Below are 21,616 nucleotides of genomic sequence, written 5' to 3' on the forward strand. Positions count from 1 at the left end.
GTTGGCAGCCTCCTAGGCGCGGTCGGCCTGACGCTCGCCCATTAACCCGTTGGGACGGAACAGCAGCACCAGGATGAGCACCATGAAGGCGAAGATGTCTTGATAGTTGGCACCGAGAAAACCGCCAGTCATTTGCCCGGTGTAGCCCGCCGCAAGGGATTCGATCAGTCCCAGCAGGATGCCACCGGCCATGGCGCCGAACAGGTTTCCGATACCTCCCAGCACCGCAGCGGAAAAAGCCTTGAGCCCCAGCAACAAGCCCATGTAGGCATCTGCCTGACCATAGTTGACCGCACGCATGACACCGGCGACAGCTCCCAGGGACGCACCGATCACGAATGTCGCGGAAATAACCCGGTTGATGTTGATCCCCATCAGCCCGGCGACTTCCTGATTCTGGGCCGTGGCGCGCATCGCCTTGCCCAGCCTGGTCTTGTCCACCAGCAACCAGAGCGCAAGCATGATCACCACCGAGATAATCATGATGCTCATTTGCACGTTGGTGATGGTGGCGCCGAACACTTCGATGGGCCGGGTTTCGACTACCTCGGGAAAGGTCTTGTAGCCGCGCCCCCAGATCATCATTGCCAGGTTCTGCAGGAAAATCGAAATACCGATGGCCAGGATCAGCGGCGTCAAACGGGGTGCCTTGCGCAGCGGGCGATAGGCAAACTTTTCCATACCCTGGGCCATGAGCATGCACACCAGCGCCGCGATCATGATGGCGAACAACAGCGTCAGCACTCCCGGTGCGAAGCCGAAACCCGCGAGCATGGTCAACACCGAGATGGTCACCATGGCACCCACCATCACGACCTCGCCATGGGCGAAGTTGATCAGGCCGATAATGCCGTAGACCATGGTGTAGCCCAGGGCGACCAAGGCGTAGATACTGCCCAGCACCAGACCGTTGAGGATCTGCTGCAACAAAATATTGAGATTGGCTTCCACTTGCTGAATCCTCAAAGCTGCGTCGTATCCACCAGCGCGCGCCGGGAACAGCGACGCGGTGACATTCATGGCAGATCAGAAAGAGCTTCTTTTTGTAGTCGCGGGCCTTGGCGGCCCGCTTATTGTTTTGGCTGACGCAGTGGCTTAGTCGCGTGCAACAGAAAGGGTTTTCCACTGACCGCCGGTAAACTGGAAGATGGTCGCAGCGGCGTTCTTCAGGTTGCCGTAATCGTCGAAGGCGATGGTGCCGGTCACACCGTCATAGCTGGAACTCTTGAGTACCGGCAGGTACACCGCCGGTTCGACGGACTGGGCCTTGACCATGGCGCTGATCGCCGCCCAGGTAGCGTCGTAAGCGGCCGGCGAAGACTGCACGACGCCCATACCGAACTTGTCCTTGAGTTTTTGCTCGAACGCCGCGCCCTTGGGCATTTCCTGCAACGGCATGCCGTAGTTCCAGGCGTAGGTGCCTTCGGCGGCGCTGCCGGCCATTTTCTTGAACTCGTCGTTAGGCAGATTGCCGATGTTCATGAATTTGGCTTTCAGGCCCAGGTTCTTCATCTGCTTGGCCATGGGCGCCGCTTGATAGTCCAGCGCCGCGAAGAACACCGCATCGGCCTGCTGGGCTTTGGCGGTGGTGAGGATGGCGTTGAAATCCGTAGCTTTGTCATTGGTGTATTCACGCACCACCACATTACCGCCGGCAGCCTTGACGGCCTTGTTCACTTCATCGGCCAGACCCTGACCATAGGCCGTGCGATCGTCGAAGATCGCAATGCGCTTGGCACCTAGCTGATTGACCAGGTAGTTGCCGGCGTAGCGGCCCAGAGTGGCGTCGTCGTTGACCACGCGGAAAACCGACTTGATGCCCTGACGGGTCAAAGCCGGGTTGGTGGCTGACGGCGAGATTTGCGGGATACCGGCATCACCATAGATTTTCGAAGCCGGAATACTGGTGCCGGAGTTGTAGTGACCGATGACCACTGCCACTTTCGCGTCTACCAGACGCTGAGCGACAGCCGTGCCGGTACGGGGGTCGGCCACATCATCTTCCGACACCAGCTTGAACTCCACCACCTTGTCGCCAATATTCAGCTTTTGCTGATTGGCCTCTTCTATGGCGATGCTGACGCCATGCTCGACATCAAGACCCTGGTGACCGGACGGACCTGTCAACGGACCGGCGAAGCCGATCTTGACCTGTTCAGTATCGGCAGCCGCGGCGGACCCAACACTCAGGATGGCAGCCATAGCTACGGTGAGCGCTGTAAAGCCCAGGTTATGTTTACGCATATTCCCCTCCCAGAAATCATCGGACAAACGAATTAAGCACGTTGGCGTGCAAGTCTTCTTTTCCACATCCGGGCCCTTTCACGGCAACCAGACCTTATTCGGGACATCTCACTGCAAGTGCGTAGGCCATTCGCCGGCGCACTTGTAAGATAACAGTCAGCAGGCAACTGTCAATAGGTGTATGCTTGGGTCGAGTGAAAATGGCGATGACGGCGCAAACAGCGTTGAACAACCCACTGATGCGATGCCGACTCGGCCCGAATTCCTGACCATTCGCACCATCACAGGTCAGTTATTTGATAACCTATAAGAAGTCAGTCTTTGCCTGAATCAAGGCGTATTCAAAACGGCCACGGCCGTGTTTGACTGAACCCCGTGACCTGTTCAACCATCTACGCTTGGGTGAACACCCCCCGTTTTCAGGAGCAACACATATGAACGCGACCCTCGGTACGCGAAGGGCCAATCTGGCGGAGACAGTGATCAAGGAACTGTCCAACCGCATTGATGTAGGCACCTATGGACCGGGCCAGAAGCTGCCGTCCGAACAGGAGCTGTGCAAGGAATTCAACGTCAGCCGCCCGGTAATCCGCGAAGCAGTAGCCTCCCTCCGCTTGGGCGGACGCCTGCTCGCCCGCCAGGGTGTCGGAGTGTTCGTGGTCGAGCAGGATGTGAAGCGCATCGGCTATGCCTTGAGCAGCGCTGTCGATGATGTGCGCGCAGCCGCCCACGTGCTGGAACTGCGCCTGGGCGTCGAAACCGAATCGGTGGCTCGCGCAGCCGAACGCCGCAGTCCGACCAGCATGGCGCAGATCACCGAAGCATTTGACCGTTTCAACGCGCTGGACGGAAGCGACCTGGAAGAGGAAGCCAAGGCTGACTTCGAGTTTCACCTGGCGATTGCCCGAGCCACCAACAACCCGCACTTCTCGCAACTGCTCGAAGCCCTGGGGCCGGACATCATTTTCGATTTGCACCTCAAGCACGGCCAATCCACCGGCAAGAGCCGCCTGGCCCACATCAAGAAAATCGGCCGCGAACACGGCGCGATTCTCTCGGCCATTACCATGGGTGATGTCAGCGGCGCGCGCTCGGCACTGCGCAAGCACCTCGAAGAAAGCCTGTCTCGCTACCAGCGATTGGTCGACAGCGGAGAGTAATCTCCGCTTCCTTCCTGCATTAGCCCAGGCCCAGGCAGACGTATTTGATCTCCAGATAGTCCTCGATCCCGTAACGCGACCCTTCGCGCCCCAGACCCGAGGACTTCACACCACCGAACGGAGCGACCTCGGTCGCCAGCACGCCGACATTGACGCCGACCATGCCGTACTCCAGTGCCTCGGACACACGCCAGACCCGCCCCAGATCGCGAGCATAGAGATAGCACGCCAGGCCAAATTCGGTGGCATTGGCCAGGGCGATTACCTCCTCCTCGGTGCTGAAGCGGAAAAGCGGCGCCACCGGGCCAAAAATCTCTTCCTGTGCCACACGCATGTCCGCCGTCACATCCGCCAACAAGGTCGGCTCGAAGAAGGAGCCACCCAAGGCATGGCGCTTGCCGCCCGCCACCACACGCGCTCCGGACTCCCGAGCCTGGGCCACCATGGCCTCAACACCCGCAACAGCCTTGCCATCGATCATCGGGCCAACGGTCGTTTCCGCTTGCGTCCCCTCGCCCACCACCAGCCCGGCGACCTTGGCCGCGAACTTCTCCACAAAGCGATCGTAGACACCCTCCTGGATGTAAAAGCGGTTGGCACACACGCAGGTCTGTCCCGAGTTACGGAACTTGGCGATCAATGCACCTTCGACGGCTGCGTCCAGGTCGGCATCATCGAACACAATGAACGGTGCATTGCCACCCAATTCCAAAGTGACTTTCTTGACCGTGGCTGCGCATTGCTCCAGCAGCTGAATACCTATGGGAGTGGACCCGGTGAAGGACAGCTTGCGCACCACCGCACTGGACGTCAGCTCGCCGCCGATGGCGGCTGAATCGCCGGTCACCACGCTCAGCACACCACGGGGAATCCCCGCCCGCTCGGCCAGCACGCACAACGCCAGGGCACTGTAAGGCGTTTGCGACGCGGGCTTGAGCACCAGCGTGCAACCAGCCGCCAAGGCCGGCGCGGCCTTACGCGTGATCATGGCCGCCGGGAAGTTCCAAGGCGTAATGGCTGCGCATACACCAATCGGCTCCTTGGTCACCAGCAATCGGCGATCGGCATTGGGCGAAGGAATGATGTCTCCGTAAATGCGCTTTCCCTCTTCGGCGTACCACTCCACGTAGGCCGCGGCAAACGTGACTTCGCCGCGCGATTCTGCCAAGGGTTTGCCTTGTTCGGCGGTCATGATCTGCGCCAGGTCCTCCTGGTGCAGCATGATTTCGCGAAACCAGGCCTGCAGGCGTGCCGCCCGCTCTTTCGCCGTCAGTGCACGCCAGGCAGGCAGGGCCGCCTCGGCGGCAGCGATGGCGCGGCGGGTTTCATTCACGCCCATGCGCGGAATACTGCCCAAGCGCTCACCCGTCGCAGGATTGGTGACATCGATTGTCTGGCCGCTATCGGCCGCAATCCAGCTTCCATCGATATAGCAACGTTCACGCAACAGTTGAGGGTCGGCAAGTTTCATGCTGATGGACTCACATAAATCAGGGGCGAAAAAAGACGGGGGGACGGCTGTCCACCCCGCCCGAGGGAAATCAGAGAGAAGCGAGGGCCTTTTCGCGGATCTGGCTCAAGGTCATGCGCGGCGTCAGGGCTTCGGGGTCCACCTGCACCTCGATCAGTGCAGGTTTGCCCGAGGCCACGCAGCGCTCGAAGGCTGCGGCGAACTCTTCGGTCGCCACCACCGTCTCGCCATGAAACCCATAGGAACGGGCCAGAGCGGCGAAATCCGGGTTGTGCAGCTCAGTACCACTGACGCGACCCGGGTAACTGCGCTCCTGGTGCATGCGGATGGTGCCGTACATACCGTTATTGACCACAATCACGATCAGCCGGGCATCGTAGTTCGCCGCTGTCGCCAACTCCTGCCCGTTCATCAAGAAGCAGCCGTCACCCGCGAAGGCCACCACCATACGATCCGGCGCAGTGATTTTCGCTGCCACCGCAGCCGGCACCCCATAGCCCATAGAACCGTTGGTAGGCCCCAGCAGAGTGCGGAAGGTGCGGTGTTGATAGCCACGATGCAGCCATCCGGTGTAGTTGCCGGCACCACAGGTAAGCACGCTGTCATGAGGCAGACGCTTGTTCAGCCAGGCGATAACCTCGCTCATCTGCACGGGCCCCGGCGACGGCGGACAGTCGAAATTGGCACGATAACCGCGATTGAGCCTGGCCACCCAATCACTGAAAGCCTGGGGTTTGACTGCCGAGAGGCCGGCGGCTTGGGCGGCGAAGATTTTCATCCCGGCATTGATCGCCAGCACCGGCTGATAAACCCGCCCCAGCTCCTCGATACCCGCATGTATATGCACCAGCTTCTGCTTCGGAACCGGAATATCCACCAAGGAGTAGCCGCCGGTGCTCATCTCGCCCAGACGCGCTCCCACCACCAGCAACAGGTCGGCGTTCTTTACCGCCTCCACCAGTTCTGGCCCAGCGGCCAGGCCCAGATCACCGGCGTAGTTAGGCAAGGTGTTGTTGAACAGATCCTGGCAACGGAACGACGCCGCCACCGGCAGATTCTGCGTCTCGATAAAGCTGCGGATATCCTCCACAGCTTCGGCACTCCACCCCCCGCCACCCAGCACCACCAGTGGACGCTGAGCTTCGCCGATCAGGCTTTGCAGTTGCGTCAGCGCTGCGGGCGATGCCGCAGGTTCGATAGACTGGGCAGGCCCGGCATCCGCCACGTCAACCAGATCGGTTAGCATATCTTCGGGCAAGGCCACCACCACCGGCCCCGGCCGGCCGTTGGTGGCGCGATGGAATGCCTGGCTGAGCAGCTCCGGCAGGCGCGCCGCGTCATCCACTTCCACGACCCACTTGGCCATTTGACCGAACATGCGCCGGTAGTCGATTTCCTGGAACGCCTCGCGTTCGACCTGATCGCGAGCCACCTGACCGATAAAAAGGATCATCGGCGTCGAGTCCTGGAACGCGGTGTGCACGCCAACCGAAGCGTTGGTCGCTCCAGGCCCACGAGTCACGAAGCAGATACCCGGCTTGCCGGTCAGCTTGCCATAGGCTTCGGCCATATAGGCCGCGCCACCTTCCTGGCGACACACGATCAGCTCGATATCGTCCTTGGCGTCATGCAACGCATCGAGCACTGCCAGATAACTTTCACCGGGGACACAAAAAGCACGCTCGACACCATTGATCCGCAAGGCATCGACCAACACTTGCCCACCACTGCGCAGCGCCGTGGATGTTTTGTTCATGATCTTATTCTCCATCAGGCTGTTCGGTCAGATGACCGAGTCTTCCAAAAAGGGCCGGTTTTCCACGACGCGTTCGTAGGACAAGGCGCTCAGGTCAAGGCTGCGGTAGGCACCGTAGGTGATCAGCTCACTGAGGCCACGCCCGATGGCGGGCGCCTGTTGCAAGCCGTGACCGCTGAAGCCGTTGCAGAACAGAAAGTTGCGCACCTCGCTGTGGGGGCCGACGATGGCGTTGTGGTCCAGCACGCAGAAGTCGTAATGCCCGGCCCAGGAGTTGACGACCTTGATCGCCTCGAACGCCGGTACCCGCTCGGCGAGAATCGGCCACACTTCTTCGTCGAACTCGTCGTGCAGCACGTCGAAGTCGTTGACGTCCACTTCCGGGTCGACTTTCGGATAGGTACCCCCCAGATAAAGATGCCCTTCGGGGCGAAAGAACACGCCCGTCGGGTCGATAGTCAGCGGCACCACACCGGCCAGCGGTGTATGGCAGTCGAAGACGAACAGCGAACGGCGGCGAGCCTCCACCGGAATTTGCAGACCGGCCATACGCGCAACCTTGGGCCCACGGGTGCCCGCCGTGTTGACCAGCGTCTGGCAACCGATGCGCTCACCACTGGCCAGACGCACGCCGGTAATCAGATCGCCCGTACGCAACACTTCGACCACTTCGTTCTCGATGTACTCGATCCCCAGGGAGCGCGCCTTCTTGCGAAAGCCGTTGAGCATGCCGTAGCTGTCGAACCAGCCTTCGCCGGTCTGACCGAAACTGGCGCCGGCCAGACTGTCCGGGTTGATCCAGGGAAAGCGCTCAATCAATTGCGGCGGATCAAGCATGAGCACATCGGCGCCATGCTCCACCTGCGTACCGTGCAAGCGCTCCAGCACTTCGTAGCCGCGCTGGTCCGCCAGGAACAGGTAGCCGTTTTCCCGGAATGCCAGGTCCGGCTTGTCGCCATTGACCTCCATGGTCTCGGGGAAGGCCCGCACAAACTCGGCACCGAATTTGGAAATCTGAATGTTGATCGGGTTGGAAAACTGCTGCCGAATCGAGCTGCTGGACAACGCCGTCGCCGATTGGGCGTAGGTCCAGTCACGCTCGATCACCAATACAGAACCGGTGAAATCCGGGTTAGTAGCGAGAAAATACGCGGTGGCGCTGCCGTTGACGGCGCCGCCCACGATAACCACATCGTAGTGTTGCTGGGTTGCTGTCGAAGCCATGGCTCGGACCTCTGAAAAGGCGGTAAGTAAGCGTTATTTCGGATCTTCAAAATGACCGGCACCGGCGAAGTTGCCGCCGTGATAGCGAGCAGCCGGTTCATTGGAGTCCAATGGCGGATGGTTGGCCAGGACCTTCTCGCGGAAGTCGTCGGCGCTGTCCTTCGCCACATAACCCAGGGACGACGCCATACGGTTGTCCCACAGACACTCACGGTTGGCGGACATGCCGTACACGATCATGTGGCCGACTCGCGGCGCATTCAGCGAACGCTCGACCAGTTGGGCGAAGTCGCCAAAGGACAACCAGGTCGCCAGCATGCGGCGGTCCAGTGGCTCCTCGAAGGAGGAACCGATACGCAGGTTCACCGACTCCACGCCAAACTTGTCCCAGTAATAGCGCCCCAGATCCTCGGCAAAACACTTGCTGACTCCATACAGGCTGTCCGGACGATGGGGAACGCTGGCATCAATGGTTTCGGTGCGGTCGTAGAAACCGATGGCGTGATTGGAGCTGGTGTAGATCACCCGCTTCACGCCATGCTGACGCGCGGCCTCATAAATGTTGTAGGTGCCGACGATGTTGCCGTTGAGGATCGACTCGAAGGTGTTCTCCAGCGGCACGCCACCGGCATGAATGATGGCGTCCACGCCTTCGGCCAGCGGCAGGACATCGCAGAAGTTAGCCAGATCGCAACGCACCAGTTCTTCGTGAGCTGCGGCCTCACCCATATCGGCAATATCGGTCAGGCGCAGGACATCGGCGTACTCGCCCAGATGAGCACGCAAGACGCGCCCCAGGCGGCCGGCGGCGCCGGTAATCAACAGTCGTTTGAAGGGCTTGCTCATGATGAAAGTCTCAAATGAGTAAAGGGAGCGGCGCTTACTTCAGCGCCGCCAGTGCCTCGCGCAACTGCACAATGGCCTGCTCAAGTTGTTCACGTGATGTAGCGAAAGACAGACGGATATAGGGCTCCAAACCAAAGGCCGAGCCCGGCACGGTCGCCACCTTGCCCACCCGTAGCAGGTAGCTGGCCAGGTCGGTATCTGTTTCGATCACTTGCCCCTGCGGTGTACGCTTGCCGATAAAGGCGGCACATTTGGGGAACGCGTAGAACGCCCCTTCCGGCATCTGCAGCTCAAGACCTTCGATCGCGGACAGCCCTTTGACTACCAGCGCACCCCGCGCCTGGTACTCACGGTTGGCATCACGCACAAAATCCTGAGGCCCGTCCAACGCAGCGGCCGCCGCCAGTTGCGAGATCGCCGACGGACAGGTCGTGGTCTGCGACTGGGTCTTGTTCATGGCCACGATCAGTTCCTTGGGACCTGCCGCGTAACCCAGGCGGTAGCCGGTCATGGCATAGGCCTTGGATACCCCATTGATCAGCAGCGTGCGCTCACGCAGGCCGGGACAGGCGATAACAAAGGGCACGAAAGGCTTGTCGCCGAGAATAATGTGCTCATAAATTTCGTCGGAAATGACCAGCACCCGCGGGTGCTTTTCCAGTACCGCGCCCAGGGCCGCGAATTCTTCCCGGGTATAGATCGCGCCGCACGGATTGTTCGGCGAGTTAAGCATCAGCCAGCGGGTTTTAGGGGTAATGGCCGCTTCGAGGCGCGCCGCATCCAGCTTGAAACCGTACTCGGAACCGCAAGGAATAACTTTGGGCACGCCGCCGTTGAGCAACACCATATCGGTGTAAGACACCCAATACGGCGCTGGCGTAATCACTTCGTCGCCGGGCTCCAGTGTCGCGAGAAAGGCATTGAACAGTAGCTGCTTGGCGCCATTGGCCACGCAGATCTCGTCCAGACCATAAATCAGGTCGTTTTCCCGGGCGAACTTGCCTACGATGGCCTGGCGCAGCTCGTCAAAGCCATTCGGCGCGGTGTAATGGTTGTGCCCGCTGAGCATGGCCTGGTGAGCGGCTTCAATCACGTGGGCCGGGGTGTTGAAATCCGGTTCTCCGAGACTGAGGTTGATCACCGGCTCGCCTTGGGCAAGCATTTTCTTGGCAAGGACCGACACCGCCATACTGGGCGAACTTTTGACTGTCCTGACCCGTGAACTCTGAAATTCCATGCCTCAGTTCCCCTGCCCTGGCTCGTAGCCATAATCTTCGCGCGCCTGCTCGGCGCTGATGTAACCGAACCGCAAATCGCGCGCGACCTCTTCACGAGGACGCTGGCGCGGATCGCCGTACCCCCCGCCACCCGGCAAGCTCAGCAGCAATCGGCGTTCAGACGGCACAAATTGCTGGCCTTTGCCTCGCAGCAGAGTGCCATCGTCCAACCCGACATAACCTTTGGCGCCCTCCTTGCCCCCCTCAAGACCGCGGGCCGGATACTGGATACGGTCGAACATGGCGCTGAACCGGAAGGCATAACCCTCGGCTGCCGAGACTTCGATTTCCTGACCAAGCCCACCTCGCAGCAAACCTGCACCGCCCGATCCGTTACGCAGCTCCTTGCGCCAGACAATCACCGGCCCCGCATGCTCAGTCGCTTCCACCGGCATGGTATGCACACCACTGGGGAACGCCGTGGCACTCAGCCCATCTTTCGCGGCCCGAGCGCCCATGCCTCCGCTGTTGAACATCAGCATTTCGGCGTTGCGGCCATCCGGGTTGCTTTCCAGAGGGCGCACGCTCAAGTGCAGGTTCCACAGGGCGCTGGCACCCTCGGCAGGTACCTGGCCTGGCAGGCATTTATGCAGCGCACCCAGCACCAGGTCGGGCACGAAATGCCCTAGAACGTGACGCACCGACACCGGAGCCGGGTGCTTGGCATTGAGAATGCAGCCCTCAGGAGCGACCACATCGAACGGTGCCAGGGAGGCGCTGTTGTTGGGAATTTCCGGAGCCACGATGCACTTGAGGCCGTAGCAGGCGTAGGCCTTGGCATAACCCAAAGGCACGTTGATACCGAACTGGCTCATACCGGAGGTTCCGGTGAAGTCCGTAAGGATGCCGTCCGGCCCCACCGTCAGCGTCACCGCCAGGGTCACCGGCACATCGTAGCCATCCAGCGTCATGCTGTTCTGGTAGGTGCCATGGGGTAACGACTTGAAGCATTCCAGAGTGGCGCGGCGGCTGTGCTCAAGGATAAAGCCGCCGATATGCTCGAGGTTATCGAGTTTGAACTCCTCAAGCATGCTCAACAGCCGCTTGTGACCGGTCTCGTTGCAGGCCGACAAGGCGTAGAAGTCACCAACGACACGGTCGTTCTCACGCACGTTGTTACGCAGGATATTGATGAAGTCGCGATTGACCTGGCCGCGCTCGAACAACTTCAGCACCGGAATGAACAGGCCTTCTTCATAGACTTCACGGGCATCGGGACCAAAGCCACGGCCACCGATATCGACCACGTGGGCGGTGCTGGCGAAGTAGCCAATCAACTGACCTTTGTAGAACGATGGCGTGACAATGGTGATGTCGTGCAGGTGCCCGGTGCCCTTCCAGGGATCGTTGGTCACGTACACATCACCCTCGAAGATGTTCTCCGGGCCGATGTCGTTAATGAAATGCACCACTGCCTCAGCCATGGTGTTGACGTGACCGGGGGTGCCCGTCACTGCCTGGGCCAGCATGTTGCCGGCGCGGTCGAACACACCGGCGGACAAGTCGCCAGCCTCACGCACGCTGGTAGAGAATGCCGTGCGGATCAGGGTCAGTGCCTGCTCCTCGACCACGGAGATCAGGCGATTCCACATCACCTGCATCTGAATATCGATCAATGTTTCGCTCATGGGAAATCGCCTTCTTATGCAAGTGACGCTTAGCGTCGAACGACCAGCAGACAGCCGTCAGGCTGGACCGTGGCGGTGAACGAGGACGACACGAAAGTCGAGGTTTCGCGTTCTGCGATGATGGCCGGACCGTCGATCCGCGCACCCGGCTGCAACTCTTCGCGCTGGTAAATACCCGCATCGACAAAGCCGCCGCCAAGCACATCGAACACCTCGCGCCGGGACACTTCATGGGCACGATGAGAGGCTTTGATCTGCTCCACCGGCAAGACATCCATCAGTGGCGAGCTGGCCTTGACCGACCAGCTGACTATTTCCACGTCTGGCCCCTCGATCGGGCGACCGAAGAACATGGTGTAGGCCGCTTCGAAAAGGACTTTGAACTGTGCCGTGTCCTCTTTACTGAATGCCTTGAATGGCAGGCTCACCGGAATCTCCCAGCCCTGACCGACGTAACGCATGAAGGCAGTGCATTCCAATTCGGGCTCACCCTCGGGCATGCCCTGGCGCAAGAAACCGATGGACTCGGCTTTCATGTCGTCGATCAGCCCATTGACCTGGGCCGCATCGAACTCCGACAACCGCACAAAGGCGCTGCGAACCGCTTCATAGCCGAACGGCGCGCGCAGGAAGCCGATGGCCGACCCCACACCGGCACCCGCCGGTACCAGGAATCGCGACACCCCCATTTTTTCGCAGAGCCGCGCCGCATGCAGCGGGCCACCGCCACCAAACGTGATCATGGTGTAGTCGGCAATGTCCTTGCCGCTTTCCACTGCATGCACACGCCCGGCGTTTGCCATGTTTTCATCGACCACTTCACAGATGCCGTAAGCGGCAGTGAAGGCATCCATATTCAGCGGAGCACCAATAACCCGATCGACAGCCGATGCGGCATTCTTGGTCGACAGGCGCAACGCACCGCCGGCAAAATTATCCGCATCCAGCCGACCCAGCAGCAGGTTGGCATCGGTAATGGTCGGCTCCAGGCCGCCTCGCCCATAACACGCAGGCCCTGGCTCGGATGCCGCGCTGTGCGGGCCAACGCGAATCTGGCGCATGCTGTCGATGCTGGCAATCGAACCGCCGCCGGCACCGATTTCAACCATTTCCACCACCGGAATTGAAATGGGCATGCCACTGCCCTTTTTGAAGCGGTACGTGCGCGCCACTTCGAAGGTCTTGGCGGTTTTCGGGACCTGGTTTTCGATCAGGCAGATCTTTGCAGTGGTGCCGCCCATATCGAAGGAAACAACCGAGTTCAGCGAGTATTTGCGGGCAATATCGGCGGCAAAGATCGCGCCACCCGCCGGTCCCGACTCCACCAGTCGCACTGGAAACTCGGCGGCGCTCTGCACGGAAATGATGCCGCCACCGGAGTGGATCATGAACACAGGGCAATCGGCACCCGCCTGCTTGAGCGTGACCACCAGGCGATCAAGATAGGATTTGATCAGCGGCTTGACATAGGCATTGGCACAGACCGTGTTGAAGCGCTCGAACTCACGCATCTGCGGCGAAACTTCGCTGGAAATCGAGATCAACACCTTAGGTAAGCGGACCTGCAGGGCATCGCGCAACAACCGCTCATGGGCGTCGTTGACATAGCTGTGAATCAAGCCAATCGCCACGCTCTCGTAATCGCCTTCTGCGATTCGCTCAACCAGGCAATCAATGTCTTCCCGGGTCGGCGCAATCAGCACCTGCCCATGCACGTCAAGGCGTTCGCGCAAGGTGTAGCGATGCTCACGTTCAATCAACGGCGGCGGCAAGGCGATATTGATGTCGTATTGCTCGAAGCGGTTTTCGGTACGCATTTCCAGCGTGTCGCGAAAACCCTCGGTGGTGATGAACGCGGTCTTGGCGCCCCGCCGCTCGATCAGCGCGTTGGTCGCCAGCGTCGTACCGTGGATCAGCTGATCGATATCGGAAAGCTTCAGGCCCGCAGCTTCAATGACGGCGTGAACACCGCTCAGGATCGCCCGCTCCGGGAGCTCATAGTCAGTCAGAATTTTGGTTGAATGCAGCACACCACCGACATCCAACGCGATATCGGTAAAGGTTCCACCTATGTCCACGCCGACCCGGCATGAAGTAGCAGTCATCGTCGTATCCCCTGAAGTTCTTGAGCTCATGGCAAGAGGCAATCAAGCCGCTTAAATGTAAGTTATATGTTGTCTTACAGGCAGTCAAGGACTAACGCCCTGGTTTACGCCATCTCCGACAAAGATCGAAAAGACCAGCGCCTTTCCAATCCCGGCCAGATCAGTCGAGCGTCTTGACCATCCGCGAACCGCCCACGGCCTGCGCCGTGGGAAATACCTCAAGGCGCGTCACATCCACCTGTTCAGGCAGGCGCAGGGCCGCCAACAGCAGCTGAGCAATGTCTTGCGGCATGATCGATTCATACCCCTCATACAGCTCACTACCCGCCGCCTGCATACCCATGGCCGTGCGATACAGCTGAGTCTGTACCCGCCCCGGTGCAATCTCGGTCACCCGTACGCCACTGCCCAGCAAATCGCAACGCAAGGCGTCACAGAACAGACTGATACCCGCCTTGGACGCACCATAGACAGCCGCCCCTGGATGAGGCGCACGGCCAGCGCTGGAGCCGAGAAAGAACAGATGCCCATGGCCACGTTCGATCATGCCTGGCAACACTTGACGAGTCAGGTGCAGGGGCGCCTTGAGGTTGATATCGAGCATATTGTCGATTTCTGCCGGATCAATTTCCTGGAACGCCGCCCGCGTGGACAAGATACCGGCGTTGTTCACCAGCACATCCACGGGGTACTGCTTCAGGATTTCAACGAAAGCATCGGCTTGACGCACGTCCGCCTGCAACGCCACAACCCCCTCCTCGGCCCGCAGTTCATCAAGCGCTTCGCGACTGCGCCCCACTGCAATCACTTGCATACCCGCATCACGCAACGCCAGGACAATCGCCTTGCCGATGCCGCTGGTGGCACCGGTGACCAACGCACAACGATAGGCCGCCGGCAACGCTGCTGAGTCAGGCATAGATGTAGCCTCCGCTGACGATCACGTTTTCGCCTGTGGCATAGCTGTTGCGACTGCTGCCCATCATCACAATCCACTCGGCGATTTCAGCGGGCTCAGCAGCGCGCCCCAGCGGGTTCGCCGCCGCCAACTCGCCCAAAAAGCCCAGTTGCCGGGCACGCTCGGTCGCGAAACCGGCGGGCGCCACCGAGTTGACCAGGATCTGATCCTTGGCGCAGGCCTGGGCAAAAGACTTGGTCAGGCTGACCACCGCGGCCTTGGTCGCTGCGTAATGGGCATTTTGCGGGTGCGCCTTGAAGGCATCCACAGAGGTCACGTTGACGATGCGACCGGTCACCGCCGGTGCCGCGACATAAGCCTGCATATGGCGAACCGCTGCAACCATCATGTGATAGGTGCCCTTGATATTGACTGCGTTCTCCAGATCCCATTCGTCATCGCTGATCTCGAAAATATCCTGGCGTGGATAAATCGCAGCGCTGTTGACCAGGCAATCCACACGACCGAGCGCATTAACGATCTGCTGGAAAGCGCCGTGAGCGCTTTCCTTGCGGGATATATCACCCGCCGCCGTGGCGACTTCGCAACCCTCTGCACGCAGAATACTTGCGGCCTCGGCCATCAGTTGCTCATTGCGGTCTATCAGACCGATTTTCTGCGCTCCGCGCCTGCGCATCAACTTGGCTGTTTCCAGCCCCAAACCCGATGCCCCACCTACGATTACGACCGTCTGACCATCCATAAGCACCTCCGCGATTTAGTCTTTACGTAAGATGCCTGTTGTCTTACATTTGGTCAAACCAAAATTGTGCGAAAACGGCCCGGCCATCGCCTCGCCACACGCACACAGGACACCAGCATGCCTGCGGCCACTTTCCCCTCCAGCCCTCATTCCGCCATACGTGATCGCCTGCTCGACGCCGCGACCCAGCTGTTTGCCACCCGCGGCTACCAGGCCATTGGCCTGCGTGATCTGGCCGGCCACCTGGGCTTGCATGCTGGCTCGCTGTATCACCACATCGAAAACAAGCAGTGCCTGTTGTTCGAGCTGATCGAATCCACCCTGGCCGATCTATTGTTCGACACAAAACGCCGCATGAAAGGCGCAAAAAATCCCGATGATCGCGTGCGCCGCTTCGTGCAGGCCTTCGTCAGCTTCAGCCTGGCGCAAACACATCGCTTGCAACTGGTGACTCGAGAGTTCGTCAACCTGTCCCAAGAACAACAGCAGCAGATCAATGCCCTGAAAAATAATTATGCCTCGATTCTGAGTAGCATCATTGCCGCCGAATGTGCAAACCAAAGCCGGCAAGAAAGTCAGATCAGCCTGGCAACCCATGCCGTCATCGGCATGCTGTACGGGCACGTGCAATGGCACGGAGTCGAGGTCACCGAACAGCGCCTGACACAAGCGTTGATCACCTTCGTCATGGGCATTATCGAAAGCGCCAAGAACAATTCAAACATGGCCTGAATAGCATGCACCCACAACGACTGGCACTGCACAACGAGCTGCACGCGCGCCCTTCCCTGTATTTCGACGAACCCGCTGACGTCTTTCATATGGCGTTTATCGCTGACGAAGCGCTATGCGACACCTTGCTGAGTCGATGCTGCCCCGACCCCGTCGACCCACAAGCGGTCCAGGGCATCACCGAACTGGACGGCCACGCCTTGAAGTGGGAGCGGCACGCGGAGTTCCTGACCCTGACGCTGGTAATGACCTCCTCCAACCAGGAGCCTTGCTGGAGTCCGCCACCCAAGACATTGATGGACAGGGTCGAACCCTATTTGAAGCACATGATCAATGCCGTGCAGATTATGGTACGTACCGACGCATCCTTTACCGGCGATCTAGCGACTTACGGATTCAAAGACCCTTGTGGCTCTTGCATAGGTGGGGGCGATGCGGTGGCCTGGAGCGATTTTCGTCTGAGCGAGGACGGCACCAACCACTTTCTATTCGTTAACAAGCGCCTGAATGCCTATCGCCAGGGACGGATGATCCGTCGCCTGCTGGAGATCGAAACCTACCGAATGATGGCTTCGCTTTCACTGCCCACCGCGAAAGCGTTGAGCGCTCAACTCAATGCCTTCGACAAGACACTGGTCAATCTCTCGGAGCGCAACGCCGGGTCCGATACTGAAAATGCGAAAGTGTTGCTGACTGACATTGCCAACCTTTCGGCGCAAGTGGTCAGCATCACCGCGAAAACCCGACACCGCTTCAGCGCGACCCAAGCCTACGCTCAGCTGGTGTTCGAACGCCTGGGCGAACTACGGGAAAGTCACGTGGGTGATTGTCAGCGGCTCGGTATTTTTATTGAAAGGCGCTTCAAACCCACAGTCAGGTATTGCTCCGTGACCGAACAGCGCCTGGAGCAGCTAGCCAAAAGCGTCGCTAACCTTGGGGATCTTCTGCAGGCACGCGTTCAGGTCGAGATGGAGGAACAGAACTCGGAAATTCTGAATAGCCTGAACACTCGCGCAGACACCCAAATCAAAATCCAGCGCGCAGTAGAAGGCTTGTCGATTATCGCCATCACTTACTACCTGCTGAACCTGCTCAAGCTGCTCTATTCGGGATTGAACCTGCTGGGAGCGGACGTTTCCGCAAAAGACGCCATGCTGGCCATGACTCCGCTCGCCATCAGCATGCTTGCGCTGGTTTTGATCAGGATCAAAAAAGCCAAAGAGCATTGATACGACAGGGTCCACAGGATCTGAACGCTAGTGGCCTGTACGGTTAGTTCGTCAGTTCAAATTCGGATGCCAGAAGCCCCTGGCCAAGGCGCTGTGACGAGTCATAGCCCGCTATGGCGAGGAACAGCAACGCAGGATAGGGGCTTGTGGCGCCGAAGTTGACTAACAGAACCAACCACACAGGCCACTAGATGCTGGCCTTCAACTCACTCAGCAATGCCCATCGTCCACAGTCTTGTCCGCAGTGATGAGCGGCTCGATGCCCCAGTCACCATGCAGATACCAATCGTCGCCGATCATCTCGGCGGGATGCATCGTCCGATCGGCAAGCACCCTCCCCACAAGGGGGTCACCCATCCGGGGTAAAAATAACCATTAAGTGGGTGTTTTCACCCTAAACCTCATGGTCTTTTTCACCTCACACTCTGACAGCCCCAATAAATAAGGACCTCCGGGCCTGGCCCGGGTTTTGCTCAAGTCTGAGCACACCCACAGAAACCTTTGATCCCTCCTCGATTACCCGGAGTCGTCATGAGAAAAGTCATCCAGCCACTGGCATGGTTTGTCGTGCTGACCTCAATCGTGGCTTTGGCCAGCGGTGTCTCTCTAAGTCTCGTTTGACTTGCTAGCCATCTCCCTCCCCAGCCATCAGGACGATTTTTTATGGTTGATCGTCTGCGCCTGGAACAGTTCGAGTGAGTGACATGCCCATCTGTCTGTATTGCCAACACGCAAACCCCTCGCATGAATCCCAATGCCACCAATGCGGCACGCCCCTGCTTACGCATTTCGACGCTGGTCTGCCCGACGAACGTGCAACGGACGGCAATGCACACGGCATTGTTACGCCTCGTCCCTCTGATCGACCTTGACGCGGATCAACATCAACGGATTCCTTGAGGTGATAAAGCGTCAATTTGCCATCATCCACAAAGCAAAAATCATGCTTGTGCAAGTGCAATGGCACAATATGCCAATGATCGAACATTCCTGTTTGTCCTGATCCGAAGCAAACCATGACGACTCGAAACGTTGTAAACAACGAGGTCTACCGTGTGGTAGTCGGCATCGCTCGTTAATTTCGTTGGCTCGGCGCAATGCAGGCTCAAAAATCGAAGAACACCGTTTCACCCTCCCCCTGAATGCGTATATCGAAACGATAAGCCACCTTGCCGTCCACCTCGCAACGCTGCGCTATCAGCGTTTCCCGACGCTGCGGTTGCTCGATCAGATTCAGCACCGGGCACGTCGCGTTGGCGTGTGGCTCATCGGCGAAATACAGCCGGGTCTGCAGGTGAATATTGATCCCGCGAGCAAACAGCGACACATTGATGTGCGGCGCCATCGGCACACCGGCGGCGTTCTTCACCACCCCGGGTTTGATAGTGTTCAGCGTCCACTCACCGGCATCGAAGGTGGTGGCGGTCCGACCGAAGCTGTTGAAGGCTTTTTCCGAGTCAAAGACCGGGTCATAAACCCCTTCATGGTTGGCCTGCCAGAACTCCAGGAACGAGTCGCGCACCAGGTGGCCATTGCCGTCATAGACATGACCGATCAGCAGAATCTGTTCACCTGGCGCGCCGGGCCTGGCCATCTGGTTCCAGATTTCCTCAGGCCGGGTCGGGTTGCCGGCAGCTTCCAGAGCCAGGCCGATATGCACGTAAGGGCCGGCCGTTTGCGAAGGGGTTTCGGGTAGCAGTTCGATAGGCATGAGCGTCACTCCTCAGCAGTTTTCGAAGTGGGTCTTGCGCTGGCCGCGCAACACGATGTCGAAGCGATAAGCCAGGCAATCCATTGGATTGGCGCTGCCCATATCGAGCCGGGCGATCAGGCTCTGTACCGCCTCTGGGTTGGCGATCGACTTGACGATCGGGCACATCGGGATCAACGGATCGCCCTCGAAATACAGCTGAGTGATCAGCCGCGTGGCAATCGATGGCCCGCTGATGGAAAAGTGAATATGCGCCGGTCGCCAGTCATTCGGGCCATTGCGCCATGGATACGGGCCGGGCTTCACGGTGCGGAAACTGTAATAGCCATCGCGGTCGGTCAGGGCCCGGCCGACACCGCCGAAATTCGGGTCCAGAGGCGCCAGATAGCGATCATTCTTGTGCCGGTAGCGACCGCCGGCGTTGGCCTGCCACATCTCCACCAGGGTATGCGGGATTGGCTTGCCATATTGATCACAGACCCGGCCGGAAACGATGATCCGCTCCCCCACCGGCAAACCACCGTTGTTGAAGTTGAGCAGCAGATCGTTATCGAACCGACCCATTTTCAGGTGGGAGAAATCCGGGCCGCTGGTTTCGCTGGTCGACTGGGGAATGCTCACCAAAGCTTGGCGTGGAGAACGGGCGACAGAGGTTTTGTAATCAGGGGTCAGGGCTTTGGGGTGCCAGTTTCGGTCACGGATGACGAAGCGACTGCTGTCTGCATCAGACATGTCGATCTCCTGTTGTTTGATTGACGGAGGGGGTGCCTCGCAGTTTCAAACAACAGACCCACCGTGAATATTGAAAAACAGCCACTTAAACATAACCATACGGTTATGGATAAAACCCTTCGCGATACGCCTGCCCTACCTCGCGCAGCACCTCGACACACCACTGGCCCGCCAGTGATAACGGCAGGCTGGCATTACTGGAAATCCCCACTGAACCACCCGGTTCGCGCTGCCCCGGATTGATCTCGACCAGGTCGCCGCTTGCCAGATCCAGGCGCACTGCATCCAGCGGCGCGATCCAGATCGCCTCGCTGGACAACACATAACGACGGCTCAGGGTCACGGATAAGGTTTCCAGACGCTGCCGCGACTGGCTGATGCCGCATTGCACGAACAGGCTGTCGGCAAACTTGCGAATCGTCGTCCCTGCCAGTGGCAGCACCAGCGGGAAATCTTCCAGGGCGCCACGCTCCAGTGGCCCGGCCAGCAAGGGATGATCAGGGCGCACCACCAGGGTCATGGATTCGCTGTACAGATGCTCGAAAGTCAGCCCCTGAATCTCCGGACTGTCGGTCATACGACCGACCACCAGGTCGACATCACCCACTCGCAACTGCGACAACAAATACGCGCTCGGCCCGGTCACCACACTGACCACCAGCGCCGAATGGCGCTCGTGCAAACGCCGCACAACCTCAGGCACCAGCAAGCTTTCCACCGTCGACAACACCCCAAGTCGCACCCTGCCCGCCGCATATTCGCCACCGCGCAAGGTATTCACCCCATCACGCAGCGCCTGCACCGAAGGTCCGGCATAACGCAAAAAGGCGACCCCGGCCTCGGTCAGGCTCACGCCACTTTTACTGCGCATAAACAGGCTTGTCGCCAGCAGTTCCTCCAGCTCCTTGAGCGTCTTCGACATCGCCGGCTGACTCACTGCCAACACATCCGCCGCCCGCGCCAGGCTGCCCTGACGAGCCATTTCAAGAAAGCATACGAGGTGACGGAATTTGACGCGGGTGTCGATGTTCACTACAGAGCCCTGTGAAGTTGCCTCGACTGCGTCGAAACGTTTGCAGGCGATATTACAGTGCCCTCAACTGCCTGACGACCGGACTGCAAGTCGCCAGTCTTACCGTGCCCCAATCAACGAGCGAAAAGAGTACGTTGCGTTGACCAGCTGAGCGTGTACCGTCATTTTTATGGCGCCATTTGGTTGTTTTTAATGACAATTCTCGAAGTAACGCTTGGACAATTCAAAAAATTGGCGGTATCATTTTGATATCAACTCTGCTGTCGACTTGCTTAGCCGACACGACAAGCAGCGGATAAGCTTCGAAACCTTGGTTGCACCTGCCTGTACGTTGCGCTACTTGCGGCAATCATTGCGTACCGGACCCGGATCAAAATGCACGGACCAGCAGCTTGATTTGCCGTGCACCCGGTTGAACACAGAAGTATTCAGACAAGACACTCGACTGAGTGATTGGAGACGACAGGGCTGGTTCGAGTTGCATGGGACTTGCGCCCCACCAGCGAGGCGCCGCGTTGACAGCGCCCTCGGCCCTGAGCCGCGAAGTTCACCGATAACTGCCGTAAAGCCTTGATAGCCAAGGAAGAATTCGCTGAAAGATGACAAGGACGTTATTCATTACTCGAAACAAACACTTGATGATTGCACGCCGCGAGTCCCGGCTTTACGGGACCCCGAGGCTCTGCCGTGGATGGTTCAAGAAGTCACACGAGCCAGACACCGAGTGCCGGCGAGCGCCGAGGATGGTTGTCGCATCCGATATGGCAACAGGCACATGAACGGGTCTGCCCGTCCAGCAGCAAGGAT

At 59.0% G+C, this 21,616-nt stretch carries 17 protein-coding genes and 1 pseudogene; 3 read left to right on the plus strand and 15 right to left on the minus strand.

All coding sequences use genetic code 11. From position 1 onward, the window contains the following. Positions 1-12: 12 nt before the first annotated feature. Positions 13-951, minus strand: a complete 939-nt coding sequence (locus tag AC07UI_RS14420; RefSeq protein WP_494993125.1) for a branched-chain amino acid ABC transporter permease — start codon at positions 949-951, stop codon at positions 13-15. 144 nt (positions 952-1,095) lie between these two features. Then, positions 1,096-2,244, minus strand: coding sequence for a branched-chain amino acid ABC transporter substrate-binding protein (locus AC07UI_RS14425; protein WP_494993126.1), 1,149 nt, complete (start codon positions 2,242-2,244; stop codon positions 1,096-1,098). A gap of 434 nt (positions 2,245-2,678) precedes the next feature. Between AC07UI_RS14425 and AC07UI_RS14430 the strand changes: the two genes are divergently transcribed. Next, positions 2,679-3,404, plus strand: a complete 726-nt coding sequence (locus tag AC07UI_RS14430) for a FadR/GntR family transcriptional regulator (protein WP_494993127.1) — start codon at positions 2,679-2,681, stop codon at positions 3,402-3,404. 19 nt (positions 3,405-3,423) lie between these two features. On the opposite strand, the gene gabD is transcribed toward AC07UI_RS14430, so the two are convergent. From gabD to AC07UI_RS14475, 9 genes are all read right to left on the minus strand, one after another. Then, the gene (gene gabD, locus AC07UI_RS14435; RefSeq protein WP_494993128.1) at positions 3,424-4,875 is read right to left on the minus strand and encodes an NADP-dependent succinate-semialdehyde dehydrogenase; all 1,452 of its coding nucleotides are present in this window, start codon (positions 4,873-4,875) and stop codon (positions 3,424-3,426) included. A 70-nt stretch (positions 4,876-4,945) separates the two neighbouring features. Then, positions 4,946-6,631 (minus strand): thiamine pyrophosphate-binding protein, encoded by a 1,686-nt coding sequence (locus AC07UI_RS14440; RefSeq protein WP_494993129.1) that lies wholly within the window; start codon positions 6,629-6,631, stop codon positions 4,946-4,948. Positions 6,632-6,658: 27 nt separating this feature from the next. Then, entirely contained in the window at positions 6,659-7,855 is a 1,197-nt protein-coding gene (locus AC07UI_RS14445; protein WP_494993130.1) for an NAD(P)/FAD-dependent oxidoreductase, read from the minus strand. A gap of 33 nt (positions 7,856-7,888) precedes the next feature. Then, complete coding sequence (locus tag AC07UI_RS14450) at positions 7,889-8,701, minus strand: NAD-dependent epimerase/dehydratase family protein (RefSeq protein ID WP_494993131.1); 813 nt, start codon at positions 8,699-8,701, stop codon at positions 7,889-7,891. A gap of 34 nt (positions 8,702-8,735) precedes the next feature. Beyond that, entirely contained in the window at positions 8,736-9,938 is a 1,203-nt protein-coding gene (locus tag AC07UI_RS14455) for a pyridoxal phosphate-dependent aminotransferase (RefSeq protein ID WP_494993132.1), read from the minus strand. 3 nt (positions 9,939-9,941) lie between these two features. Further along, positions 9,942-11,606: a hydantoinase B/oxoprolinase family protein gene (locus tag AC07UI_RS14460; RefSeq protein ID WP_494993133.1), complete on the minus strand. Its 1,665-nt coding sequence runs from the start codon at positions 11,604-11,606 to the stop codon at positions 9,942-9,944. A gap of 29 nt (positions 11,607-11,635) precedes the next feature. Then, the gene (locus tag AC07UI_RS14465; RefSeq protein WP_494993134.1) at positions 11,636-13,711 is read right to left on the minus strand and encodes a hydantoinase/oxoprolinase family protein; all 2,076 of its coding nucleotides are present in this window, start codon (positions 13,709-13,711) and stop codon (positions 11,636-11,638) included. Between the two features lie 160 nt (positions 13,712-13,871). Beyond that, the gene (locus AC07UI_RS14470; protein ID WP_494993135.1) at positions 13,872-14,630 is read right to left on the minus strand and encodes an SDR family oxidoreductase; all 759 of its coding nucleotides are present in this window, start codon (positions 14,628-14,630) and stop codon (positions 13,872-13,874) included. Continuing rightward, positions 14,623-15,372, minus strand: a complete 750-nt coding sequence (locus AC07UI_RS14475) for an SDR family NAD(P)-dependent oxidoreductase (RefSeq protein ID WP_494993136.1) — start codon at positions 15,370-15,372, stop codon at positions 14,623-14,625. Before AC07UI_RS14475 ends, AC07UI_RS14470 begins: the two co-directional genes overlap by 8 nt. Before the next feature lie 117 nt (positions 15,373-15,489). On the opposite strand from AC07UI_RS14475, the gene AC07UI_RS14480 reads away from it, so the two are divergent. Both AC07UI_RS14480 and AC07UI_RS14485 read left to right on the plus strand, forming a co-directional pair. Further along, complete coding sequence (locus AC07UI_RS14480; protein ID WP_494993137.1) at positions 15,490-16,104, plus strand: TetR/AcrR family transcriptional regulator; 615 nt, start codon at positions 15,490-15,492, stop codon at positions 16,102-16,104. Between the two features lie 5 nt (positions 16,105-16,109). Further along, the gene (locus tag AC07UI_RS14485; RefSeq protein ID WP_494993138.1) at positions 16,110-17,333 is read left to right on the plus strand and encodes a DUF3422 domain-containing protein; all 1,224 of its coding nucleotides are present in this window, start codon (positions 16,110-16,112) and stop codon (positions 17,331-17,333) included. Positions 17,334-17,543: 210 nt separating this feature from the next. Here AC07UI_RS14485 and AC07UI_RS14490 read toward each other — a convergent pair. The 4 genes and pseudogenes from AC07UI_RS14490 to pcaQ all read right to left on the minus strand — a co-directional run. Beyond that, positions 17,544-17,660, minus strand: a pseudogene (locus AC07UI_RS14490) (DUF3079 domain-containing protein); the annotation flags it as partial. A 778-nt stretch (positions 17,661-18,438) separates the two neighbouring features. Beyond that, positions 18,439-19,044 carry a protocatechuate 3,4-dioxygenase subunit alpha gene (gene pcaG, locus AC07UI_RS14495; protein WP_494993139.1) on the minus strand — a complete coding sequence of 202 codons (606 nt, stop codon included), beginning with the start codon at positions 19,042-19,044 and terminating at the stop codon, positions 18,439-18,441. 12 nt (positions 19,045-19,056) lie between these two features. Continuing rightward, positions 19,057-19,776 (minus strand): protocatechuate 3,4-dioxygenase subunit beta, encoded by a 720-nt coding sequence (gene pcaH / locus AC07UI_RS14500; RefSeq protein WP_494993140.1) that lies wholly within the window; start codon positions 19,774-19,776, stop codon positions 19,057-19,059. A 103-nt stretch (positions 19,777-19,879) separates the two neighbouring features. After that, positions 19,880-20,809, minus strand: a complete 930-nt coding sequence (pcaQ, locus tag AC07UI_RS14505; protein ID WP_494993141.1) for a pca operon transcription factor PcaQ — start codon at positions 20,807-20,809, stop codon at positions 19,880-19,882. Between the last annotated feature and the right edge of the window lie 807 nt (positions 20,810-21,616).

It is taken from the genome of Pseudomonas sp. GW821-FHT04C07 (genome assembly GCF_059420325.1).